Here is a 22,305-nt window from a genome sequence, read left to right as displayed (position 1 = left end):
CCTCGGCCCCCTCGGCCCCGAGAGTGCGGTGAGATCGCGACTTCGGACGTTTCGGCGATCTGTGCGCACTCTCGCCGGCGGAACAAATCTTGACACTGACTAGTTGTCCTGGAATCGTCACAACTAGTCAGTGTCAAGTTGGGGAGGGATCATGAGCTCCACCGTCACATCCGCCGTCCGGGCCGGTGACCGCGACCGCGACGCCACCGCCCACCTGCTCGGCCAGGCGTTGGCCCAGGGCTACCTGGACGTCCACGAGTACGACGCCCGCCTACAGGCGGTCTACGACGCGCATACCGAGCCTGACCTGGGGCGACTCACCGCAGACCTTCCGCTGGCCGAGTTGCGTCGCAACGACCCGCAGCGGCAGGCGGCCCGACGCGCCGTCGCCCGGCGCAGTGTCCATGTGCACGTGGCGGGCTACCTGGCGATGGTCGTCATCGTGCTCACCGTGTGGCTGGCCGTCGGGCTGACCGCGGGCTCCTGGTACTTCTGGCCGGTGTGGCCGATCCTCGGGGCCGGCATCGGACTGCTCGCGCACACCCTGCCGGTCCGGTACGTCTTCGGTCCCTGCCCTGGCCGCTAGGCCGGGTCGCCGTACTCGTCGAACCAGTACGCCAGCTTGCCGCGGCGGCTGACCGCCCGCAGCCGCCGCTCGGCCAGGTCGCGGGTCACCGACGTCGTCACGATCAGCAGCTCGTCCCCGGCCTGCAGCCGCGTCACCGGCTGCGGCACGAACGGCCGCCCGGCCCGGATGATCAGCGTGATGACGCTGGGATCGGGCAGCCGCAACTCGAGCACCGTCACGTTGTGCAGCCGCGACCCCGGCAACACCGTCATCGTCAACAACTCGGCGCCGAGCACGTCCAGCGGGGCCGCGTCCACCTGGATCTCCCGGGTGGTGTCGCGCGGGATCAGGTTGAGCCACTCGGCCACCAGCCGCAGGCTCGGCCCCTGGACCACCGTGTAGAGCACCACCAGGATGAACACGATGTGCAGCAGCCGCCAGCTGTCCTGCACCCCCGCCACGATCGGATACGTACACAGCACGATCGGCACGGCGCCGCGCAGACCGGCCCAGGACAGGAACAACTGCTCCCGCCACGGCACCCGAAAACCGATGAGCGACAAGAACACCGACAACGGCCGGGCCAGCAGCAGAAGTACCAGGCCCGCAACGAAAGCCGGCACCACCTCGCCGAGAAGCTCGTCCGGGGACACCAGCAAGCCGAGGATCACGAACACCCCGATCTGGGCGAGCCAGCCGGCCCCCTCGGCGAACGACCGCGTCGCCGACCGGTGCGGCAGACCCGAATTCGCCAACACCACCCCGGCCACATAGGCGGCGAGGAACCCGCTGCCGTGCGCCGAACCGGCCGCGGCGAACGCCAGCATGCCGAGGCCGAACGTCGCCAGCGGGTACAACCCGGACGCGGGCAACGCGATGCGGCGCAACGTCATCGCGCCAAGGACACCGCAGCCGAGCCCGAGCACCGTGCCGATCGCCAACTCATAGAGCAGTGTGCCCGCGACCGTCAACGGGTTCAGATCCATCGGTGTGACGCTGAACAACATCACCAGGATCACCGCGGGCGCGTCGTTGAAGCCCGACTCGGCCTCGAGCAGACCGCTCAGCCGGCGCGGCAGCGGCACCACCCGCAGCACCGAGAACACCGCGGCCGCATCGGTACTGGACACCACCGCGCCCAACAGCAGCGCCAGCTGCCAATCCATCCCCAGCAACCAGTGCACGGCCGTCGCGGTGACCACCGTGCTCACCCCGACACCGACGGTGGCCAGCACGCCCGCGGGCGCCAGCACCTTGCGGATGTCGCTGAAGCGTGTCGTCAGACCGCCCTCGACCAGGATCACCGCCAGCGCGGCGGTGCCCAGATCCTGCGCCAGCTGGGCGTTGTCGAAGACCAGGCCAACCTCGCCGACCAGCACGCCGACTCCGAGGAACAGCAATAGGCTGGGCAGGCCGACCCCGGTGGCCAACCTCGTGGCAGCAATGCTGGCCAGGAGCACGAGGCCCCCGATCAGCAGCGCCACATAGAGCTGGTACAGGGTCACCGGACACAGTAAATCAGGACAGCGGTCGCCGGACCGGGCGTAAGGAGGGGCCATGCGGATCGCGATCGCGGGTGCCGGCGCTGTCGGCCGGTCCGTCGCCCAGGAGCTCGTCGACTACGGCCACAAGGTGCTGCTGATCGAGAAGGAGTTCGACCGTTACGTGCCCGCGACGGTGCCGGGTGCCGAGTGGCTGTGGGCCGACGCGTGCGAGGTGTCCGCGCTGGAGGAGGCCGAGGTGCAGGACTGCGACGTCACGATCGCGGCCACCGGCGACGACAAGGCCAACCTGGCGCTGGCGTTGCTGGCCAAGTCCGAGTTCGGGGTGTCCCGGGTGGTCGCCCGGATCAACGACGCCCGCAACGAATGGCTGTTCACCGAGGCGTGGGGGGTCGACGTGGCGGTGTCGACGCCGCTGGCCCTGGTGGCCGCGGTCGAGGGCGCCATCGACGTCGGTCACCTGGTCCGGCTGATGTCACTCGGCAGGAGCGAGCGTGACGACTTGGGCAAGCGCGCCACGAATGTCACTAAGTTCACGCTGCCCGCCGACAGCCCGCTGGTGGCTCAGCGGGTGCGCGACCTGCCGATGCCCACCGACAGCGCGCTGGTCACGGTGACTCGCGGAAATCGCCTGCTCATCCCGGAGCCGCAGCACGTCCTGGAGGCCGGGGACGAGTTGCTGTTCGTCTCCGCGGCCGGGGTTGAGGAGCACATCAAAGCACTGGTGCGGGGCACCCGTAGACTGGAGTGACTCCAAAGTCAGTACGGCTGACACCTTTGTCCACCTGCCCGACGGTAAGCCCGCCCGACAGCGTGCCGCCCACGACGAGACGGAGCCATGCTCGCCATCCTCGCTGCCCATGCAGCCGCCACCTTGCTGGCGCCCCTCCTTGTGTCCCGCTGGGGTCGGACGGCGTTCTATCCGCTGGCGCTCGTGCCGGCCGCGTCGCTGGTCTGGGTGGTACTGAACTGGCCATCCCGGGGGCAGTCCAGCACCGTCGACGTGCCGTGGGTGCCCGGCCTGTCGATGGACATCACACTGCGCTTCGACGCGCTCGCCGCGATCATGAGCGTGCTGGTGCTGGCCATCGGTGCTCTCGTCCTCTTCTACTGCGCGGACTACTTCCGCCACCACGACGGCCGCATCGAGAAGCGACTGCCCAGCTTCGCCGCCGAGTTGGTGGCATTCTCCGGAGCGATGTTCGGGCTGGTCACCAGCGACAACATGCTGCTGCTGTACGTGTTCTGGGAGATCACCACCGTCCTGTCGTTCCTGCTGGTCGGCCACTACGCCGAACGCGCGACCAGCCGCCGGGCCGCGACGCAGGCGCTGCTGGTGACCACGTTCGGCGGGCTGGCGATGCTGGTCGGCATCATCATCCTGGGCAACCTGGCCGGCACGTTCCTGCTGTCGGAGCTGATCGCGAACCCGCCGTCGGGTCTGGCTGCGTCCGTCGGCGTGGTGCTGATCCTGATCGGCGCACTGTCGAAGTCGGCGATCGTGCCACTGCACTTCTGGCTGCCGGGCGCCATGGCCGCCCCGACGCCGGTCAGCGCCTACCTGCACGCCGCCGCGATGGTCAAGGCCGGCGTCTACCTCATCGCCCGGATGACGCCCGGCTTCGCCGACGGCCCGGAATGGCGGCCCACGGTCGTCGGCCTCGGGCTGCTCACGATGCTGCTGGCCGGCTGGCGCGCGATCCGCGAGTACGACCTCAAACTCATCCTGGCGTTCGGCACCGTCAGCCAGCTCGGTCTGATCACGGTAATGGTCGGGACCGGCGGCAGCGAGATGATGCTGGCCGGGCTGGCCATGCTGTGCGCGCACGCGATGTTCAAGGCGGCGCTGTTCATGGTCGTCGGCATCATCGACCACGCCACCGGCACCCGCGACATCCGCAGGCTGGCCTGGCTCGGTGACCGCAGCAAGTCGTTGCTGATCATCGGCTGCTCGGCCGCGGCCAGCATGGCGGCGCTGCCGCCGTTCTTCGGCTTCATCGCCAAGGAGGCCGACTTCGAGACGGTGCTGCACAGCCCGTATCTGGGGGCGGCGTCACCGTTCGTGCTGGCCGGCATCGTGGCGGGCTCCGTGCTGACCACGGTGTACAGCCTGCGCTTCGTGTTCGGCGCGTTCGGCCGCAAAGGTCTGCCCAAGCCCAGCACCCGCGTCGAGGAGATGCACCGCCCCGAGCTCGGCTTCCTGCTCCCGCCCGCGGCGCTGGCCGCGGCCGGCCTGTTCTTCGGGCTGTACCCGAAGCCACTGGACAACGTGCTCACCGCTTACAGCGACACCGTGCCCGACCCGGCCGGCTACGACGGCGGCTACCACCTCGCGCTGTGGCACGGCGTGAACCTGCCCCTGGTGCTGTCGGCGTTGGTGCTGGCGGCCGGTATCGGCGTCTACTTCGGGCGCAAGCGTCTGCGCCGCGCACGCGCGGACTTCGTGCCGCTGGGCAACGCCGACCGCATCTACGACGCGGTGATCCGCGGCGCCGACGTGCTCTCGGTGCGGCTGACCGCGCTGACCCAGCGCGGATCGCTGCCGCAGACCCAGTCGTTCATCCTCATCACGTTGGTGCTGCTCCCGCTCGGAGTGCTGGCGGTGGGCGCCCGCGACCAGCCGCACTTCGAGCTGTGGGACTCCCCGCCGCAGGTGGTGGTCGGTCTGCTGATGGTCGCCGCGGCGCTCGCGGCCGTGGTGATGCGCAACCGGCTCGCCGCGGTGCTGCTGGTCGGTGTCACCGGCTACGGCTGCGGGGCGATCTTCGCCTTCCACGGCGCGCCGGACCTCGCGTTGACGCAGTTCCTGGTCGAGACGCTGACGCTGGTGGCCTTCGTGTTGGTCCTGCGGACCCTGCCCGCCGAGACCAGCCGGGCCGAGCACACCCGTTACCGGCTGCCACGGGCCGCGCTCGCGATCGCGGTCGGCGCCGCAGTCACCACGCTGGCGGCGTTCGCGATGGCCGCGCGCACCGGCAGGCCCATCGCCGAGCTGTTGCCCGAAGCCGCGTACGTGATGGGACACGGCTCGAACACCGTCAACGTCATCCTGGTCGACATCCGCGCCTGGGACACCATGGGCGAGATCTCGGTGCTTCTCGTCGCCGCCACCGGCGTCGCGTCGATGGTGTTCCGCAGCAGGCGCTTCGGCACCGCGCCGCGGGTCTCCGACGCAGGTCAGCCCGACATCGGCCAGCTGCCCGCGTCGTACAACACCAGCCCGGCCGCCGGTGACATCACCTGGCTGCGCGGCAGCGAGCTGCGCGACCCGCGGAACCGGTCGCTGGTCCTGGAGGTCGCCACCCGGCTGATCTTCCCCGTGATGATGGTGCTGTCGCTGTACTTCTTCTTCGCCGGTCACAACGTTCCCGGCGGCGGCTTCGCCGGCGGCCTGATGGCCGGCCTGGCCCTGGTGCTGCGCTACCTGGCCGGTGGACGTTACGAGCTCGGCGAGACCCTGCCACTGGACGCGGGCAAGGTGCTCGGCGCCGGCCTGACGCTGGCCGCCGGTACCGCCGCGGCGTCGTTGCTGGTCGGTGCCCCGGTGCTGTCCTCGGCGGTGATCGAGTTCGAACTCCCGGTGCTGGGGACCGTCAAGTTCGTCACGGCACTGTTCTTCGACCTGGGCGTGTACCTGATCGTGGTCGGTCTGGTGCTCGACGTGCTGCGCAGTCTCGGGGCGCGCATCGACGTCGAACTGAGCGAACAGCTCCGCCAGCAGACCAGCCGGACGGCGAGGCAGCGATGACCACTTATCTCGTTCCGCTCATCCTGATCGGAGTGCTCAGCAGCGCCGGGGTGTATCTGCTCCTGGAACGCAACCTGACCCGGATGCTGTTGGGCCTGTTGCTGATCAGCAACGCGATCAACCTGCTGATCCTCAACGCCGGCGGCCCGTCGGGCAATCCGCCGGTCCGCGGCCGCACCAGCGGCTCCGACACGACCACCGCGGATCCGCTGGCGCAGGCGATGATCCTGACCGCGATCGTGATCACCATGGGTGTCGCGGCCTTCGTGCTGGCGCTGACCTACCGCTCGTACCGCATCAACACCATTGAGGAGGTCAGCAACGACCCCGAGGACACCAGGGTGTCCCAGCTGTCCGGCAAGGAGGACGACGAAATCGACGAACTGAAGCCGAACGTCTCCCGGGACACCGATCTGCCCGACGAGCTCGACGCACTGCCCGGTTACGAGGGGTCACGATGATCGGCGCGCAGTATGCGTCCGTGCTGACGCCGTTGCCCGTGCTGGTGCCGATGCTCGGTGCGGCCGCGACGCTGATCGCGGGGCGCCGGCCCCGGCTGCAGCGCTCGATCGTGGTGATGGCGCTGGCGACGGTCGTGGTGGTCTCGGGTGCGCTGCTGTACCTGGCCGACCGTGACGGCACGATCGCGCTGCAGGTCGGCGGCTGGGGTCCCACCGAGGCGGGCATGGGTCCGCTGGGCGTGACGCTGGTGGTCGACCGGTTGTCGTCGTTGATGCTCGTCGTGTCCTCGATCGTGCTGCTCGCGGTGGTGTACTACGCCATCGGCCAGGGCATCCGCGACGGCGATGAGCGCCAACCGGTCTCGATCTTCCTGCCGACCTATCTGGTGCTGTCGGCGGGCGTGTTCATGGCGTTCCTAGCCGGCGACCTGTTCAACCTGTTCGTCGGGTTCGAGGTGCTGCTCACCGCGAGTTTCGTGCTGCTGACCATCGGCGCCAGCAAGGAACGGGTGCGGGCGGGCATCGCGTACGTGATGGTGTCGATGGTGTCGTCGCTGGTGTTCCTCTTCGGCATCGCGCTGGTGTACGCGACCACCGGGACGCTGAACCTGGCCGAGATCGCGGTCCGCCTCGACGACGTGCCCGAAGGCACGCGGATGGCGCTGTTCGCCGTCCTGCTGGTCGCGTTCGGCATCAAGGCCGCCGTGTTCCCGCTGTCGGCGTGGCTGCCCGACTCCTACCCCACCGCGCCGGCGCCGGTCACCGCGGTGTTCGCGGGCCTGCTGACCAAAGTCGGTGTGTACGCGATCATCCGCGCACATTCGCTGCTGTTCCCCGGCGGCGGGATGGACAACGTGCTGATGGTGGCGGGACTGCTGACGATGGTCATCGGCATCTTCGGCGCGATCGCGCAGAGCGACATCAAGCGACTGCTGTCGTTCACGCTGGTCAGTCACATCGGCTACATGGTGTTCGGGATCGCGCTGTCGACCGAGCTCGGGATGGCCGGGGCGATCTACTACGTCGCGCACCACATCCTGGTGCAGACGACCCTGTTCCTGGTCGTCGGTCTGATCGAGCGGCAGGCGGGCGCGTCGACGTTGGAACGGCTGGGCGGACTGGCGGCGGCGAGCCCGCTGCTGGCGTTCGTGTTCGTCGTTCCGGCACTCAACCTCGGTGGCATTCCGCCGTTCTCGGGCTTCATCGGGAAGGTCGCGCTGCTGGAGGCGGGTGCGGAGTCCGGGTCGGTGCTGGCCTGGATCCTGGTCGCGGGCAGCGTCGTGACGAGCCTGCTGACGCTCTATGTGGTGGCGCGGGTGTGGACCAAGGCGTTCTGGCGTGCCCGCAAGGACGCCCCGGAAGGTCACCTGTCGGGGCCGGCGCCTTCGGCGCTGCTCGACAACACCGACGAGACCATGGACATCGAACACTCCGACCGCGACGATGTCGGCCGGATGCCGGTCGGCATGCTGGCGCCGACGGGCGCGCTCATCGCAGTCGGTCTGCTGCTCACGGTGCTGGCCGGACCGATCTTCGCGTTCAGCGACCGCGCCGCCAGTGAGGTGCTCGACCGCGGTCAGTACATCAGCGCGGTCCTCGGGGGGCAGCCATGAGAACACTGACGCTGCGCGTCTGGATCGTGTGCTGGCTGATCCTGGTGTGGGTCCTGTTGTGGGGCAACATCTCCGCGGCCAACATCCTGTCCGGCCTGGCGGTCGCGCTGGTGATCACGCTGCTGCTGCCGCTGCCGCCGGTCCCGGTGGAGGGACGGTTCCACCCGCTGTCGGTGCTGCGCCTGGTGGCCACCGTGACGGGCTGGCTGATCGTCTCGTCGTTCCAGGTGGCCGCGCTGGCCGTCAAACCGGGACCGCCGCCGCTGACCGCGGTGCTGCGGGCCCACCTGCACGTCAAGTCCGATCTCGTGCTGGCCCTGGCGGTCAACATCCTGAACCTGACCCCGGGCAACATCGTGCTCGAGATCGACCAGGCCCGCCGGTTGATCTACGTGCACGTCCTCGACGTCGGGTCCGACAAGACGGTCAACCGCTTCTACCACCAGGTCGACAAACTGGAGAAGCTGTTGGTCGCGTCCTTCGAACGGGACGCGGACTGGCGGCCCTCGGCGGAGAAGGAGGTGGACCCCGCATGATGTACGTCTGGGCCGCAGCCGGCACGATGCTGTCGCTGGCCGCGCTCACCACCATGTTCCGCATGCTGCTCGGCCCGACCACCCTGGACCGGCTGGTCGCCCTCGACACTCTCGTCGCGGTCACGATGTGCGCGATCGGCACCTGGGCGGCCTACAGCCTGGACACCACCGTCACCTACAGCCTGACCGCGCTGGCGCTGATCACGTTCGTCGGCTCGGTGAGCGTCGCGAGGTTCCGCGTGCCAGACGTCGCCGACCCGGCAGACAAGGGGCCTGCCCGATGACCGTCTCCGACATCGTCGCCTCCGTGTTGATCCTCGGCGGATCCGCGCTGGCGTTCACCGCGGCCATCGGCGTCGTCCGGTTCCCGGACACGTTGTCGCGGATGCACGCCGCCACCAAGCCTCAGGTGCTCGGCCTGCTGCTGGTGCTGGTCGGCGCCGGCATCCGGCTCCGCGGCAACGTCGACGTCGGCATGCTGATCCTCACCGGGATGTTCACCATCATCACCGCACCGGTGATCGCCAACCGGGTGGGCCAACTCGCCTACCGGGAGCAGAACATCCGCGACGATCTGCTGACCAGGGACGAGATGCATGAATTCGTGGCCGAACGGGAATCCGGCGGCCATGACAGTCCTGGACGGTGACCCCGGCGCGATCGACTCCGGGCTGACGCCGCTACGGGCCGCGCGGGCACGCGCCGATGAGGCGGTGGCACCCCGCCCGCTTTTCACCGATCCGTACTCGCAGATGTTCGTCGACGCCGACGGATCCGACGGGATGCCGCCGTCGGCGTGGGTCACCGATTACGTTGCGGCACGGACGAAATGGTTCGACGACTTCCTCCTGACCGCCAGCTCCGCGGGGGTGTCGCAGGTGGTGATCCTCGGCTCCGGCCTCGACGCCCGCGCATTCCGGTTGCCGTGGCTTTCTGACACCGTGATCTTCGAGGTGGAACAGCGCGAGCTCCTCGACTTCAAGCAGGGGGTGCTGAACCGGGCCGGCGCCGAGCCCGCCGCCCGGCACGTGCCGGTGGGCTGCGACGTCCGCGACGACTGGCCGCGGGCACTGACCGCGGCGGGTTTCCGGGCCGACGAGCCGACGGCGTGGGCGGTCGAGGGCCTGCTCCCCCGCCTGCCCACCGACCTGCAGGAGCAACTGCTCGGCAGCATCGACTTGTACAGCGCGCGCGGAAGCAGGATCGGCGTCGAGGTCGGCAGCGACGGCCCCGACCACGACTGCTGGTTGTGTGCCCGGCTGTGGGAGACGAACACGACGACCACCGCCGACCTACTGCAGCGGTATCACCGCGCGCTGCCGGCCGACGTGGACGACCCGTCCACGCGCAGCGTGTTTCTCGACGGCCGCAAGCTCTGAGCGGTCACTCCGAGAGCTGGAACTCCACCATCGCGGTCACGGTGTCGACGGCCTCGGACAGCGCGGCGACGCGATCGGCCGCGGTCGGTGCGGCCAGCACCGCGTAGCGGTCGGCCTGGCCCATCGGTAGCCGGGCGGTCAACGCGTACAACCACTTCGCCGCGTCACCGGACTCGTCGGCGCCGGCGACGATGTCGCGGGCGTTGACCTGCGCACCGCGCGCCTCGGCGATCCGCTCGAACAACGCCACCATGCGGTCCTCGATGTCACGGATCGCGTCGACGGTCACGGACTCGCCCGGTTGGTCGGGCCACAACTCGACCACCGCCCGCGGGTACGGATTGTCAGGCAGCCACTCGAGCACTCTGATCCGTTCCCGTATCGCGGTTTTCAGCCGGTAGTGGCCGTCTCCGGTGTCGGCGCACTCGGTGATGTGGGCCAGTACGCCGACGTCGCTGCGGGTGTCGCCGCCGCCCACTTCCCGCCCGGCCGCGATCAGCACCGTCCCGAAGGCCGGCTCCTCGGCGGCCAGACAGTCCCGTACCAGCGCGGCGTAGCGCGGTTCGAAGATCCGGAGCGGCAGTCCCTCACCCGGCAGCATCGCCACCTCGAGCGGGAACATCGGCACCGTCGGCATCGGTTACAACACCAACTCGCTCACCAGCGCGTCCACTACGGCGCGCAGGTCGCCGTCATGCTCCTCGGCGACCCGGCGCTGACGCTGGTAGGACGCGCCCTTGTGGTAGATGTCGGGGACCCGGGACAGCTCCTCGACACACGAAAGCCGTTTGGCCACCGGCTGCAGGCGTTCGACGAGATCGTCGAGGTCCTCGGTCACCAGGCGCTCGTTGCTGTCGGCGTCCAGGATGATGATCGCGTCCAGCCCGTAACGGGCTGCGCGCCACTTGTTCTCCTGCACGTGCCACGGTGGCATCACCGGCAGCGACTCACCCGCATCCATCCGGCGGTCGAGGTCGACGATCAGGCAATGGGTCAGCGCGACCAGCGCCGAGAGCTCGTGCAGATTGGAGACGCCGTCGAAGATCCGTACCTCGATGGTGCCGAGGTGCGGGGAAGGCCTTATATCCCACCGGATCTCATTCATGTGGTCGATGATGCCGGTCTTCTTCTGGTCACCGACGAAGCGTTCGAACTCGCGCCATTCCTGGAAGTGGAACGGCAGCCCGGCGGTCGGCAGCTGCTGGAACATCATCGCCCGGTTGCTGGCGTAGCCGGTGTCCACGCCGTCCCAGAAGGGCGAGGACGCCGACAGCGCCAGCAGATGCGGGTACTGGTGCAGCAGCGAGGTGATGATCGGCATCACCTTGTGCGCCGACGAGACACCGACGTGCACGTGCACACCCCAGATCAGCATCTGCCGGCCCCACCACTGCGTGCGCTTGATCAGCTCGGCGTAGCGGGGTGCGTCGGTGAGCTTCTGCGCCGTCCAGTCCGCGAACGGGTGTGTGCCGGCACAGAACAACTCCATGCCGCGCTCACGCACCACGTCGCGCACCGGCCGCAGGGTGGTCGCCAGGTCGTGCATCGCCTCGCCGGTGTTGTCACAGATCCCCGTGACCACCTCGATGGTGTTGCGCAGCAGTTCCTTGTGCACGCGCGGGTTCTCGCCGATCTCGGCGATGACCGACGCGGCCTCGTTGCTCAGATCGCGGGTCTGCGCGTCGACGAGCGCGAACTCCCATTCGACGCCGAGGGTCGGTCGGACCGACCCCGCGAAGTCGATCCGACCGTCAGGTCTGAGATCAGCCGCGGGTGATGACACCGCACGCCACCCGGGCTCCGGCGTCGCCGGTCGCCAGGGTGGTCTGGTCCGGTGGCGGGTCTCCGTTGATCTGCTGGTAGCGCTCCGGCGGGATGTTGGCGAAGTTGTCGGCCTTCTCGTGGATGATGATCGCCGTGCCCTCACCCTCGAGCAGCTGCTCGGCGGTGAACGCGTCGGTGGTGGTCACCAGCATCGCGGAGCCGTCCTCGCGCACCTGCAGTGACGACAGGTCACCGCTGGCCGGATGGCCGCTGTGGCCGGCCGCCTGGAAGTGGCCGCCCGCGGAGTTGAAGTTGGCCGGAGCGCCGCCTGTCGGGGCGACCGAGTTGGCCTCGCACTTGCCCACCGAGTGGATGTGCATGCCGTGGAAGCCGGGCGTGAGCGCACCGCCGGTGGCCTCGACGGTGACGGTGGCGTAGCCGTCCGAGAACGCGAAGTCGGCGGTGGCGACGGTGGTGCCGTCGGCCAGCTTCAGATCGGCGGAAAGGGTCTCCCCTGCCGCGTTCGCGCCGCCGCCTCCGTGCCCCGAGCCGTGCTCGTCGGGGCCCGCGGTCGGCGAGGGCGAACCGGTCCACACGGGGGGCGTGGTGCCGGGCGAATCCGAAGGTACTTCTCCGGGGGGAGCACACGCACTCAACGCAAGTGCGGGCACTGCGAACAATGTGGCAGCAGCAACGGACCTGAGCATGAGCATGAGCCTAGCCGGTGACCAGTACGACGACTCCCGGTGGCTGCTCTGTGAGCTCGGGCACCCGCGGAGCGACCGGTGCCTCCAGCAGTCGGCCCACCTCTTCGGCGGCCTCCTGCTCGCCCGGAGCCTCACCGAAGTACACCGTGGTCACCGTCACGTCGGGCACGACCAGGTTGCCGGTCTCGGTGACGTCCCACTCGGCGTCACGCAGCCGGGTGGCGGTCGTCTCGGCGGCGCCGGGGGTCTCGGAGATGTTGAACACCCGCACCTCGGCGCGCGCAGGCTCTTCGGGTGCCGCGCTCGTGGTGGTGGCCGTCGTCGTCACGGTCGTCGAACCCGCCGATGACGAGTCGTCGTCGGAGCCGCCCAGCGACTGAAGGGCGACGAGTAGGAACACCACGCCCAGGAACAACAGCACCATCACCATGGCGCGAATGGGCAGCCCGGAGGAATCTCGCTGGTTCATCGGCGCCTACTGTATCCCGCGCCCGCCGGCCTCAGGTGACGTCGAACCCGAGGCGGCGCGCGGCGCGGGCCTTCTGCCTGCTGGCGCGCAGCCTGCGCAGCCGCTTCACCAGCATCGGATCAGCCGCCAGGGCTTCCGGCCGGTCCACCAGCGCGTTCAGCACCTGGTAGTAGCGGGTCGCCGACATGGAGAACAGCTCTTTGATGGCGTCTTCCTTGGAGCCGGCGTACTTCCACCACTGCCGTTCGAAGGCGAGGATGTCGTGCTCTCGACGGGTCAGTCCGTCGGTGGGCTCGCTGTCGTCCCCGGAACGCTCAGCCCGCGCGATGGCGCTGTCCATATCGCTACTTGGACCCTTCCGAAAATCGAGAATGACATCAATGTGGTTCGGCGAGTATTCAATCACGGTTGAGTCACGCGCATCGTCAACATCGCCGCGAGTCGGCAGTGCAAACAACTGCGGGCGGCGGGCACCTTAAGCTCTCTCCCATGGCAGTCAGACCCATCCGCATCGTGGGAGATCCCGTCCTGCACACTGCGACCGAACCGATACCCGTCGGCGACGACGGTTCGCTGCCCGCCGATCTGGCCGATCTGATCACCGATCTCTACGACACGATGGACGCCGCCCACGGAGTCGGGCTGGCCGCCAACCAGATCGGCGTCAACAAGCGGGTCTTCGTCTACGACTGCGCCGAGACGCGCAAGAAGACGACCCGCCGCCGCGGCGTCGTGATCAACCCGGTGCTGGAGACCTCCGAGGTCCCCGAGACCATGCCGGACCCCGAGGACGATGACGAGGGTTGCCTGTCGGTGCCCGGCGAGTCGTTCCCGACCGGCCGTGCCGACTGGGCGCGGGTGACGGGGCTGGACGCCGACGGGACCCCGATCACGATCGAGGGCACCGAGCTGTTCGCCCGGATGCTGCAGCACGAGACCGGTCACCTGGACGGCTTCACCTACCTCGACCGGCTCATCGGGCGAAACGCGCGCAGCGCCAAGAAGGCCGTCAAGGCCAACGGCTGGGGCGTCCCCGGATTGTCGTGGATGCCGGGCGAGGACCCGGACCCGTTCGGCCACTGAGTCATGTCCGGAGCCGTGCCCGAGTTGCCTGAGGCCGGGACCCGGGTCAGCCTGCGCTACCGGCTGCCGACGGACTCGGAGCGGCCGATGACAGACGTGGTCGGCCACATCCTGGAATCCGGCGGCGACGCCCGTCAGGTGGTGCGGATCCGCACCCGCCATGGCGACGTCGTCGACGTCGACGCCCGGGACGTGCTGGCGGTGCGCGTGGTTCCCGAGATGCCGGTGCGGACCGGCGAGATCCGCAACCTCGAACACGCGGCGGCGCTCGGCTGGCCCGGCACCGAGCACGAGTGGCTGGACGGCTGGCTGTTGCGGCACGGGCACGGAGTCACCCGGCGGGCCAATTCCGCCGTGCCGATACGGTTCTCGTCGTTCAGCGAGATCGCGGAGGTGGCCCGGTGGTACGCCGCGCGCGGGCTGCCGGCACTGGTGTCGGCGCCGGACCGGCTTCTCCGGCTTCCCGACGGTGTCCCCACCGATGCCGAAAACCTGGTCATGGCAGCGGATATCGTCCCCACCGGAGAGACGGGGGTATCGGTCGCGACCTCACCCGACGACCGGTGGCTGACGCTCTACCGGCGCGACGTGCCGGTGGATGTGCTCACCGCCGTGATCGACGGCGTCGTCGGGTTCGGCGAACTGGCCGGTGCCGCGGTGGGCCGGGTCGCGGTGACCGACGCACCGGACGGCACCCGCTGGGCCGGGATCTCGGCGGTGCACGTGTCGGAGGACGCCCGCAGGCAGGGCCTGGCCCGTCGTCTGTGCTCCGGACTGCTGGACTGGGCGCACCAGCACGGCGCCACCCGCGCCTATGCGCAGGTGGTCACCGACAACCCGGGCGCCCGTGCCCTTTACGAGACGATGGGTTTCCGGGTCCACCACCGGTCACGGTACGTCCGCGCGGAGGACCTACTGTAGGCCCATGCGCCTGGCAACCTGGAACGTCAACTCGATCCGCGCCCGGGTCGACCGCGTCACCGACTGGCTGGAACGCGCCGACGTCGACGTACTGGCCATGCAGGAGACCAAGTGCTCCGACGACCAGTTTCCGACCATGCCGTTCGCCGCGCTCGGCTACGAGATCGTGCACTGCGGGTTCAGCCAGTGGAACGGCGTGGCGATCGCCTCGCGGGTCGGCATCGACGACGTCCAGGTCGGTTTCGACGGCCAACCCACCTGGGGCGACAAGCCGGAGGTGCAGGCCGCGGCCGAGGCGCGCGCACTGGGCGCCACCTGCGCCGGGGTCCGGGTGTGGAGCCTCTACGTCCCCAACGGCCGCACCGTCGACTCGCCGCATTACGCCTACAAGCTGGAATGGCTTGCCGCACTTCGCGATACCGCGTCGTCCTGGCTGAAGTCCGACCCGGCCACCCCGCTGGCGCTGGTCGGCGACTGGAACATCGCCCCGTTCGACGACGACGTCTGGGACATCTCACTGTTCCAGGACAGCACGCACGTGACCGCCCCGGAACGGGCGGCCTTCAACGCGATCCTCGATGCCGGATTCACCGACGTGGTAAGGCCTTTCACGCCGGGTCCGGGCACCTTCACCTACTGGGACTACACCCAGCTGCGGTTCCCGAAGAACCGGGGCATGCGCATCGACTTCATCTTGGGCTCACCTGCGCTGGCCGAGCGGGTCGTCCACGCCGAGATCGCCCGCGACGAACGCAAAACCGGCAAGAACCGGGTCGGCACGCCGAGCGACCACGCCCCGGTGGTCGTTGACCTGACTCCGTGATTACTCGACGTCCAAGTAGTAGACGCTGCCTGCCCTGTGGTGCTGCTGCGTATGGCCGTGGATGTTGTCGTGCACCGTGGTGTGCAGCGAGCCGCATTCGTTGATCCCGACGACCACCGCTTCGCTCAGCGGACGGTCGGAGAGCCGGTGCACCACCACATGATTGCCCTCGGCCTCCAACTGGCTGATCGTGTCCTGCGCGTTGGCTCCATGCGGAACGGCCTGCACAGGAGCGGCCACGCCGATGATGGCGGTGCTCAGCAAGGCGGCGATAACCGTAGCGATGGAGAACTTCTTCATGTCTGCTGCCCTTCCCGATCGGGTCGAGCCGTGGAGCGTGTCACGCGGTCTCGATGCTGTTGTACTGGTGCTTTGTCGATCGTCTTGACGATCTGAATCGATTAACGAGCACGTCGAGAGCCAATGTTCCGTGGCAGGAAGTGATTCTCGGATGGCAGTAATACACCTGTGAAACTCGTCATAAAGTCTCGCCAAATCGCCAACACGTTCGATCAACGGTGCTGCGGGGTTGCGCTGACGCGGGCCGCCCCGCCGTTCTGGACGTCGCCGGAGTCGCTGCGCTAGCGTGGCCTTCGTCACCAGAACGCGGGAGCGCGTGCCGAGCGCGCTGAGAGGACGGGTGGGCCCGTCGACCGTACGAACCTGACCGGGTAATGCCGGCGTAGGGAGAGCGCACATGTCCGACGTCAGTGAGGTCGCCGCCGAGCTCCGTGAACCGCCGACGACCTACCTTCCGCTGACCCCGCCCCGGCAGACCCCGCTGCGGGTGATGACCATCGCAGGGTCGGACTCCGGTGGCGGAGCGGGCATCCAGGCCGACATGCGCACCTTCGCACTGCTCGGCGTGCACAGTCTGGTCGCCGTGACCGCCGTCACGGTGCAGAACTCGATGGGCGTCAGAGGTTTTCACGAACTCCCGGTCGGTATCGTCGCCGGCCAGATCGAGGCGGTGGCCTCCGACATCGGGGTACAGGCCGCCAAGACCGGCATGCTCGCGTCGACGGAGATCATCGAGGCCATCGCCGGCGCCTGGGTCGCGCAGGGACTGGACGGCACGGTCCCGCTGGTCGTCGACCCGGTCTGCGCCTCAATGCACGGCGACCCGCTGCTGCACCCGAGCGCGCTGGACGCGTTGCGCGACAGGTTGTTTCCGCTCGCCACCTTGGTCACCCCCAACCTCGACGAGGTGCGGCTGCTCGTCGGCATCGACGTGGTCGACCAGGACTCCCAGCGCGCGGCGGCGCGCGCGCTGCATGCGCTCGGCCCGCAGTGGGCGCTGGTCAAGGGCGGGCACCTGCGCGCGTCGACCCAGAGCCCGGACCTGCTGTTCGACGGCACCGACTTCCACGAGTTCGACGTGACCCGCATCGACACCGGGCACGATCACGGCGCGGGCGACACCCTGGCCGCGGCCACCGCGTGCGCACTGGCCCACGGCTACTCCGTGCCCGATGCCGTCGCGTTCGGGAAGCGCTGGGTCACCGAATGTCTGCGCTCGGCCTATCCGCTGGGCCAGGGCCACGGCCCCGTCTCGGCGTTGTTCCGGCTGTCGACATGAGCCTCGACGACATCGCCGGCATCGCGCACCACCCCGACGGCACGCCCGCGGGTGTGGTCGCGCTGACGCACGGCGCCGGCGGCAGCCGGGAATCGCCGATGCTGCAGGCGCTCTGCGATGAGTGGGCCCGTCGCGGCTGGCTCGCGGTGCGCTACAACCTGCCCTACCGGCGGCGCCGCCCGAAAGGCCCGCCGTCGGGGTCGGCGGCCACCGACATGGCCGGCATCGTCGAGGCGGTGGCCGAGGTCCGCGACCTCGCCGACGGCCCGCTGATCGCCGGTGGCCATTCCTACGGCGGGCGGCTCACCTCGATGACTGTGGCCGACGGCCTGCAGCTCGACGCGCTGACCTTGTTCTCCTATCCGCTGCATCCGCCGGGCAAGCCGGAGCGTGCCCGCACCGAACACCTGCCCCGGATATCGGTGCCCACGGTGTTCACCCACGGCACCGCGGACCCGTTCGGCACGCTCGACGAACTTCGTCCCGCGGTGGCGCTGATCCCGGCCCGCACCGAGATCGTCGAGATCACCGGCGCCCGACACGACCTCAACTCCAAGAAACTCGACGTACCGGCACTTGCCGTCGATGCCGCTCTGCGGATGCTCGGCTGAGTTATCGTCGCAGCGTGACCGCCCCGCCGCCGCCCCCTCCCCTGCCGTATCAGGGCGGCCCGCCGCAGCCTCACCCCTATTCCGCGCCGCCCCCGAAGACCAACTGGTGGGCGATCGTGTCGCTGATCTTCGGCATCATCGGCGGTGCCGTGATCGCGCTGGTCTGCGGCATCGTCGGGGTCAGGAAGGCCAAGCAGTACGGCAGCGGTCGCGGTATGGCCATCGCCGGCATCGTGCTGTCGGTGCTCTGGGCCGTCGCCGCGGTGGTCATCACCGTCGTCGCCCTCAACGACGACACCCGCACCGCAACCGATCTGGAGGTCGGCGACTGCCTGGCCGAGATCCCCGACAGCGACCGGGTGGTCAACGTCACGCTGATCAGCTGCGACGAACCGCACGCCGGCGAGGTGTTCGCGGTGCTGACCTTGCCCGACGGGCCGTTCCCCGGCCAGGACGCGGTCGATGCGCACCACCGGAAATGCGGGCCTGAGCTGCAGCGCTATTCCCCGCAGTCGGTCACCGACGAATCGGTCCGGCTCTACGTGCTCAACCCGACCGCGGAGACATGGGCCGACGGCGACCACACGGTGACCTGTATCGCGACACTCGACCCGCCCCGGACGGGCTCGCTGCGCGGCTGAATCTGCCCGGACCTCGGGTACCGTTGCGCCATGACTTCGGAGCAATTCGACGCGGTCATCGTGGGTGCCGGCTTTGCCGGCATCGGTGCGGCCATCCAGTTCAAGCGGTTGGGCATCGAGAACTTCGTGATCCTCGACCGGGAAGACGATCTGGGCGGTACGTGGTACGTCAACCACTACCCCGGCCTGGCCGTCGACGTCCCCACGACCACCTACTCGTACTTCTTCGAGCCGAACCCGAACTGGTCACGGCTCTTCTCCACCGGCGCGGAGATCAAGCAGTACGCCGACGACGTCGCGGACAAGTACGACGTGCGGCGCCACATGCGTTTCGGGGTGACGGTCGAGGGCGCACGCTGGGACGAGGAGGCCAAGCGGTGGCGGGTTTCGCTCGCCGACGGCGCGACGCTGGAGGCCCGGTACCTGATCACCGCCACCGGGTTCCTGTCCCAGCCGCACGTGCCCGACATCCCGGGCATCACCGAGTTCGACGGCCGGATCGTCCACACCACCGCCTGGGACGACTCCTACGATCCCACCGGGGAGCGGATCGGCATCATCGGCACCGGCGCGACCGCGGTGCAGCTGATCCCCGAGCTCGCGAACAAGGCCGCCGATCTGACGGTCTACCAGCGCACCCCGATCTGGGTGGTGCCCAAGATCGACTTCCGCTTCTCCGAGCGCGCCAAGCGCCTGTTCGCCCGGGTTCCGTTCACCCAGCGGCTCATTCGGGCGATCACCGACGCGATCTACGAGTTCATGGTCTCGGTGGGGGTCGTGCACCACAAGACGACACGTGGCCGTTTCAACATCGCCGCGGGCGATCTGGCCAAGATGCACCGGTTCGTCACCATCCGTGACAAGGAGCTGCGGGCCAGGCTGACCCCCGACTACGACTTCGGTTGCAAACGGCCGACTTTCTCCAACAGCTACTACCGCACCTTCACCAGGCCGCACGTGCACCTACAGGACGCCGGTATCGCCAGGATCGAATCCGACGGCATCGTCGGGGTGGACGGCACCAAGACCAGGATCGAATCCGACGGCATCGTCGGGGTGGACGGCACCAAGACCAGGATCGACACGTTGGTACTGGCCACCGGTTTCGACCTGTGGGAAGCCAACTTCCCCGCCATCGAGGTGATCGGCCGCGACGGCCGCAACCTCGGGAAGTGGTGGCGGGAGAACAGGTTCCAGGCCTACCAGGGGATCTCCATCCCGCACTTCCCGAACTACCTGTCGCTGGCCAGCCCCTACGCCTTCCTCGGGTTGAACTTCTTCAACACGATGGAATACCAGATGCGGCACATGGACCGGTTGTTCGGTGTGGTTAAGCGCAGTGGCGCAACCACTTTCGAGATCACCGAGGATGCCAACGGCCGGTATCTGGACCGGATGACCGAACTGCTCGGCGGCTCACTGTTCACCGTCGGCAACTGCGCGTCGGCGCGGTCCTACTACTTCGACCCCAGCGGGGAACCGACGCTGCTGCGCCCGATGTCGACGCGGGACGCCATCACCGAAGCATCGACCTTCCCGGTCAGCGACTACCGGATCGTCTAGTATCCGGTTGTGCCCAAAGAAAATTCACGTGCCGCCACCATCGCCGGACTGGTTCTCGCCGGTGCCGGGGTCTCGCACTTCGTCGCCCCCGCTCTCTACGAGGGCCTGACCAAGCCCGCGTTCCCGACCGACACCCGCAGGCACGTGTACATCGACGGCGCGATCGAAACCGCCGTCGGGCTCGGCATCGCCTCCCCGAAGACACGGAAGCCGGCGCTCGTCGGGCTGGTCGCCTACCTGCTCTACTTGGCCGGCAACGTCGCGCGTAACCGGTAGCGCCCCAACAGCGTCACATCCACCAGACGCTGCACGGCCTCCCTGGCCTCCTCGGAGTCCGCGTACCGCACCAGGCGGCCCAGGTCGACCACCAGGGCCATCGCCGCGTGCACGGCGAAGCGCGCCTCGGCGGCGCTCCACTCGGGCCGGACCGCGACGACGAGTTCGACCCACGATTCCACCGTCGCGCGCTGCAGGTCCCGCACGATGCGCTGGTCGGCGGCCGACATGTTGAGCCGTTCGCTGTAGTAGACGCACTCCAACTCGGGCTGGTCGAATGTGCGCTCGACGTATCCGTTGATGACCGCGGTGAGCGCCTCCTCCGGGTCCGACACCGTCGCCACCACCGACGCGGTCTCGGCCGACACCCGGTCGGCGGCGCGCCGGAACAGCGCCGCGAGGATGTCGCTCTTGCCGGAGAAGTACTTGTAGATGCCCGACGTGGGGATGCCGACCGCCGAGGCGATCTCTTCCATGGTGGTGTCGCGATACCCGTTGCGGTCGAACAGGCGCATCGATTCGGTCAGCAGCGCTTCGTATTTCGACGCCTCGGCGGCAGGGCGGGCCGGGGTGTCTGCGGGCGGGCGGCGCGCCGGGTCCGCTGACAGGTCGGTGCCCAGCACTGCGCGGGTGATCTGGGTGAACAGCCGATGGACCTGGGCGGCAGGCAGTTTCGCGCGGTGGTCGACGATGCTGCCGACGATCGACAGGACCGCGGTGGACAGCGTGAAACGCTGTCGGGCGGTCAGGCCCGGCCGGACCGCCGTCAGCGGGCCGTGCAGCCGCGCGTGCACGGTCTGGATCTGCTCGAGCAGCGTGGCCTGGTCGTCGCCGCGCAGGTACCGGTTCTCCCACCGGTACAGCCCGCCCGAACCCCGGTTGGCCAGCGCGGTGTCGGTGAGCGCCGACACCAGCCGGTCGAGCACCTCCTGCGGATCGTCACCGTCGATGCCTGCGGTGCCGTCCACCAGCTGCTGGCCGAGGTTGAGCACGGCGTCCCGGAACAGTTCGTACTTGCTGGAGTAGTGGCGGTACAGGGCTGCCGCGGAGATCCCCACCCGGGACGCGATCATCTCCATGCTCACGCCGTGATAGCCCAGCGCGCTGAACGCCTCCGCCGACGCACGCGCGATCTGCGCTTTCCGATCCTTGGGCCGGCGTCGGATGCCGGGATCATCGGCGGTGGTCGCCACCGCCCCACGATATCGTGGCTCGGTGAGCTCGCCCGATGAGTCGGCATTGCGGCGACGCCTCGGATTGTTCGACACCGTCGTGCTGGGGCTCGGGTCGATGATCGGGGCGGGCATCTTCGTCGCGCTCGCCCCGGCCGCGGCGGCCGCGGGCAGCGGGCTGCTGATCGGGCTCGCCGTCGCTGCCGTGGTCGCCGTGTGCAACGCGATGTCGTCGGCCCGGCTGGCGGCGCGTTACCCACAGTCGGGCGGTACCTACGTCTACGGCCGGGAAAGGCTGGGCCCGTTCTGGGGCCACACCGCGGGCTGGAGTTTCGTCGTCGGCAAGACCGCGTCGTGTGCCGCGATGGCGCTGACGGTGGGCTGGTATGTGTGGCCGGAACACGCCAACGCGGTGGCAGCGGCGTCGGTGATCGCGCTGACCGCGCTGGGCTACGCCGGGGTGCAGCGGTCGGCGGCACTGACCCGGGTCATCGTCGCGCTGGTGCTGGCGGTGCTGACCGTCGTGGTGGTGGTGCTGCTCGGCGCCGGGGACGCCGACCGCGAGGTGTTCGCGATCGGCGACGACGTGACCGCCTACGGCGTGCTGCAGGCGGCGGGTCTGCTGTTCTTCGCGTTCGCCGGTTATGCGCGCATCGCCACGCTCGGCGAGGAGGTGCGCGACCCGGCCCGGACCATCCCCCGGGCGGTCGCGCTGGCGCTGGCGATCGCGCTGACGGTGTACGCCGTGGTGGCGATCGCGGTCGTCGGCGAACTCGGCGTCGCGGGTCTGGCGTCGGCCACCGCGCCGCTGTCGGAGGCGGTGCGGGTGGCCGGGTTCGCCGGGCTGGCGCCGGTGGTGAGTATCGCGGCGGCGGCTGCCGCGCTGGGC

26 protein-coding genes and 1 riboswitch are annotated in these 22,305 nt (G+C 69.0%); of the genes, 18 read left to right on the top strand and 8 right to left on the bottom strand.

The genetic code is table 11. The features are described 5' to 3' along the window. Positions 1–151 precede the first annotated feature (151 nt). On the top strand, positions 152–586 hold the full coding sequence (locus MVA01S_RS15060) for a DUF1707 domain-containing protein (protein WP_003932832.1): 435 nt from the start codon (positions 152–154) through the stop codon (positions 584–586). On the opposite strand, the gene MVA01S_RS15055 is transcribed toward MVA01S_RS15060, so the two are convergent. Continuing rightward, positions 583–2,073, bottom strand: a complete 1,491-nt coding sequence (locus tag MVA01S_RS15055; protein WP_003932833.1) for a potassium/proton antiporter — start codon at positions 2,071–2,073, stop codon at positions 583–585. The genes MVA01S_RS15060 and MVA01S_RS15055 overlap by 4 nt on opposite strands. A gap of 52 nt (positions 2,074–2,125) precedes the next feature. On the opposite strand from MVA01S_RS15055, the gene MVA01S_RS15050 reads away from it, so the two are divergent. From MVA01S_RS15050 to MVA01S_RS15015, 8 genes are all read left to right on the top strand, one after another. Continuing rightward, positions 2,126–2,821 carry a potassium channel family protein gene (locus MVA01S_RS15050; RefSeq protein WP_003932834.1) on the top strand — a complete coding sequence of 232 codons (696 nt, stop codon included), beginning with the start codon at positions 2,126–2,128 and terminating at the stop codon, positions 2,819–2,821. Between the two features lie 87 nt (positions 2,822–2,908). Next, the gene (locus MVA01S_RS15045; RefSeq protein ID WP_003932835.1) at positions 2,909–5,818 is read left to right on the top strand and encodes a Na+/H+ antiporter subunit A; all 2,910 of its coding nucleotides are present in this window, start codon (positions 2,909–2,911) and stop codon (positions 5,816–5,818) included. Beyond that, positions 5,815–6,279 carry a Na(+)/H(+) antiporter subunit C gene (locus MVA01S_RS15040; protein ID WP_003932836.1) on the top strand — a complete coding sequence of 155 codons (465 nt, stop codon included), beginning with the start codon at positions 5,815–5,817 and terminating at the stop codon, positions 6,277–6,279. Before MVA01S_RS15045 ends, MVA01S_RS15040 begins: the two co-directional genes overlap by 4 nt. Then, positions 6,276–7,892, top strand: coding sequence for a Na+/H+ antiporter subunit D (locus tag MVA01S_RS15035; protein WP_003932837.1), 1,617 nt, complete (start codon positions 6,276–6,278; stop codon positions 7,890–7,892). Before MVA01S_RS15040 ends, MVA01S_RS15035 begins: the two co-directional genes overlap by 4 nt. Next, positions 7,889–8,428, top strand: coding sequence for a Na+/H+ antiporter subunit E (locus tag MVA01S_RS15030; RefSeq protein WP_003932838.1), 540 nt, complete (start codon positions 7,889–7,891; stop codon positions 8,426–8,428). The genes MVA01S_RS15035 and MVA01S_RS15030 overlap by 4 nt, the downstream gene beginning before the upstream one ends. Continuing rightward, complete coding sequence (locus MVA01S_RS15025; protein ID WP_040542699.1) at positions 8,425–8,712, top strand: monovalent cation/H+ antiporter complex subunit F; 288 nt, start codon at positions 8,425–8,427, stop codon at positions 8,710–8,712. The genes MVA01S_RS15030 and MVA01S_RS15025 overlap by 4 nt, the downstream gene beginning before the upstream one ends. Continuing rightward, positions 8,709–9,077: a monovalent cation/H(+) antiporter subunit G gene (gene mnhG / locus MVA01S_RS15020; RefSeq protein WP_003932840.1), complete on the top strand. Its 369-nt coding sequence runs from the start codon at positions 8,709–8,711 to the stop codon at positions 9,075–9,077. Before MVA01S_RS15025 ends, mnhG begins: the two co-directional genes overlap by 4 nt. Continuing rightward, entirely contained in the window at positions 9,058–9,807 is a 750-nt protein-coding gene (locus MVA01S_RS15015; RefSeq protein WP_003932841.1) for an SAM-dependent methyltransferase, read from the top strand. The genes mnhG and MVA01S_RS15015 overlap by 20 nt, the downstream gene beginning before the upstream one ends. Before the next feature lie 4 nt (positions 9,808–9,811). Here MVA01S_RS15015 and MVA01S_RS15010 read toward each other — a convergent pair whose 3' ends face one another. From MVA01S_RS15010 to napA, 5 genes are read right to left on the bottom strand one after another with little or no spacing between them, the layout of a single operon-like run. After that, positions 9,812–10,444, bottom strand: a complete 633-nt coding sequence (locus tag MVA01S_RS15010; RefSeq protein WP_003932842.1) for an LON peptidase substrate-binding domain-containing protein — start codon at positions 10,442–10,444, stop codon at positions 9,812–9,814. Between the two features lie 3 nt (positions 10,445–10,447). Next, positions 10,448–11,590 carry a glutamate--cysteine ligase gene (locus MVA01S_RS15005; RefSeq protein WP_003932843.1) on the bottom strand — a complete coding sequence of 381 codons (1,143 nt, stop codon included), beginning with the start codon at positions 11,588–11,590 and terminating at the stop codon, positions 10,448–10,450. Then, complete coding sequence (gene sodC, locus MVA01S_RS15000) at positions 11,571–12,278, bottom strand: superoxide dismutase[Cu-Zn] (RefSeq protein WP_040542824.1); 708 nt, start codon at positions 12,276–12,278, stop codon at positions 11,571–11,573. Before sodC ends, MVA01S_RS15005 begins: the two co-directional genes overlap by 20 nt. A 10-nt stretch (positions 12,279–12,288) precedes the next feature. Further along, positions 12,289–12,747, bottom strand: a complete 459-nt coding sequence (locus MVA01S_RS14995; RefSeq protein WP_040542702.1) for a LytR C-terminal domain-containing protein — start codon at positions 12,745–12,747, stop codon at positions 12,289–12,291. Between the two features lie 31 nt (positions 12,748–12,778). Continuing rightward, positions 12,779–13,087, bottom strand: a complete 309-nt coding sequence (gene napA, locus MVA01S_RS14990; protein WP_003932846.1) for a nucleoid-associated protein NapA — start codon at positions 13,085–13,087, stop codon at positions 12,779–12,781. 149 nt (positions 13,088–13,236) lie between these two features. Here napA and MVA01S_RS14985 point away from each other — a divergent pair, with 149 nt between their 5' ends. From MVA01S_RS14985 to MVA01S_RS14975, 3 genes are read left to right on the top strand one after another with little or no spacing between them, the layout of a single operon-like run. Next, entirely contained in the window at positions 13,237–13,830 is a 594-nt protein-coding gene (locus MVA01S_RS14985; RefSeq protein ID WP_003932847.1) for a peptide deformylase, read from the top strand. Positions 13,831–13,845: 15 nt separating this feature from the next. Continuing rightward, complete coding sequence (locus tag MVA01S_RS14980; protein ID WP_040542827.1) at positions 13,846–14,751, top strand: N-acetylglutamate synthase, CG3035 family; 906 nt, start codon at positions 13,846–13,848, stop codon at positions 14,749–14,751. Between the two features lie 4 nt (positions 14,752–14,755). Then, a complete protein-coding gene (locus MVA01S_RS14975) occupies positions 14,756–15,574 on the top strand; it encodes an exodeoxyribonuclease III (RefSeq protein ID WP_003932849.1) in 819 nt (272 codons plus the stop codon). Here the strand turns inward: MVA01S_RS14975 and MVA01S_RS14970 are convergent, their stop codons facing one another. Then, positions 15,575–15,874, bottom strand: a complete 300-nt coding sequence (locus tag MVA01S_RS14970; protein ID WP_003932850.1) for a hypothetical protein — start codon at positions 15,872–15,874, stop codon at positions 15,575–15,577. A gap of 296 nt (positions 15,875–16,170) precedes the next feature. Further along, positions 16,171–16,280: riboswitch (TPP riboswitch) on the top strand. On the opposite strand from MVA01S_RS14970, the gene thiD reads away from it, so the two are divergent. The 5 genes from thiD to MVA01S_RS14945 all read left to right on the top strand — a co-directional run bounded on the left by thiD (position 16,272) and on the right by MVA01S_RS14945 (position 20,244). Continuing rightward, a complete protein-coding gene (gene thiD, locus MVA01S_RS14965; RefSeq protein WP_003932851.1) occupies positions 16,272–17,153 on the top strand; it encodes a bifunctional hydroxymethylpyrimidine kinase/phosphomethylpyrimidine kinase in 882 nt (293 codons plus the stop codon). (Overlaps the previous riboswitch by 9 nt.) Continuing rightward, a complete protein-coding gene (locus MVA01S_RS14960; RefSeq protein WP_060941624.1) occupies positions 17,150–17,764 on the top strand; it encodes an alpha/beta hydrolase family protein in 615 nt (204 codons plus the stop codon). The genes thiD and MVA01S_RS14960 overlap by 4 nt, the downstream gene beginning before the upstream one ends. 14 nt (positions 17,765–17,778) lie before the next feature. Beyond that, positions 17,779–18,405: a DUF4190 domain-containing protein gene (locus MVA01S_RS14955; protein ID WP_051015361.1), complete on the top strand. Its 627-nt coding sequence runs from the start codon at positions 17,779–17,781 to the stop codon at positions 18,403–18,405. A gap of 30 nt (positions 18,406–18,435) precedes the next feature. After that, entirely contained in the window at positions 18,436–19,968 is a 1,533-nt protein-coding gene (locus MVA01S_RS14950; protein WP_060941623.1) for a flavin-containing monooxygenase, read from the top strand. 9 nt (positions 19,969–19,977) lie between these two features. Next, positions 19,978–20,244, top strand: a complete 267-nt coding sequence (locus MVA01S_RS14945) for a DoxX-related protein (protein WP_003932856.1) — start codon at positions 19,978–19,980, stop codon at positions 20,242–20,244. On the opposite strand, the gene MVA01S_RS14940 is transcribed toward MVA01S_RS14945, so the two are convergent. Then, positions 20,211–21,437: a TetR/AcrR family transcriptional regulator gene (locus tag MVA01S_RS14940; protein WP_003932857.1), complete on the bottom strand. Its 1,227-nt coding sequence runs from the start codon at positions 21,435–21,437 to the stop codon at positions 20,211–20,213. The genes MVA01S_RS14945 and MVA01S_RS14940 overlap by 34 nt on opposite strands. A gap of 46 nt (positions 21,438–21,483) precedes the next feature. On the opposite strand from MVA01S_RS14940, the gene MVA01S_RS14935 reads away from it, so the two are divergent. Further along, positions 21,484–22,305, top strand: an 822-nt coding sequence (locus tag MVA01S_RS14935; protein ID WP_060941625.1) for an APC family permease, incomplete at its 3' end; no start/stop codon positions are given.

It is taken from the genome of Mycolicibacterium vaccae NBRC 14118 = CIP 105934 (assembly GCF_001552715.1).
Classification (GTDB): Bacteria; Actinomycetota; Actinomycetes; order Mycobacteriales; family Mycobacteriaceae; genus Mycobacterium; species Mycobacterium vaccae.
This window is presented reverse-complemented; position numbering and strand designations above follow the sequence as displayed.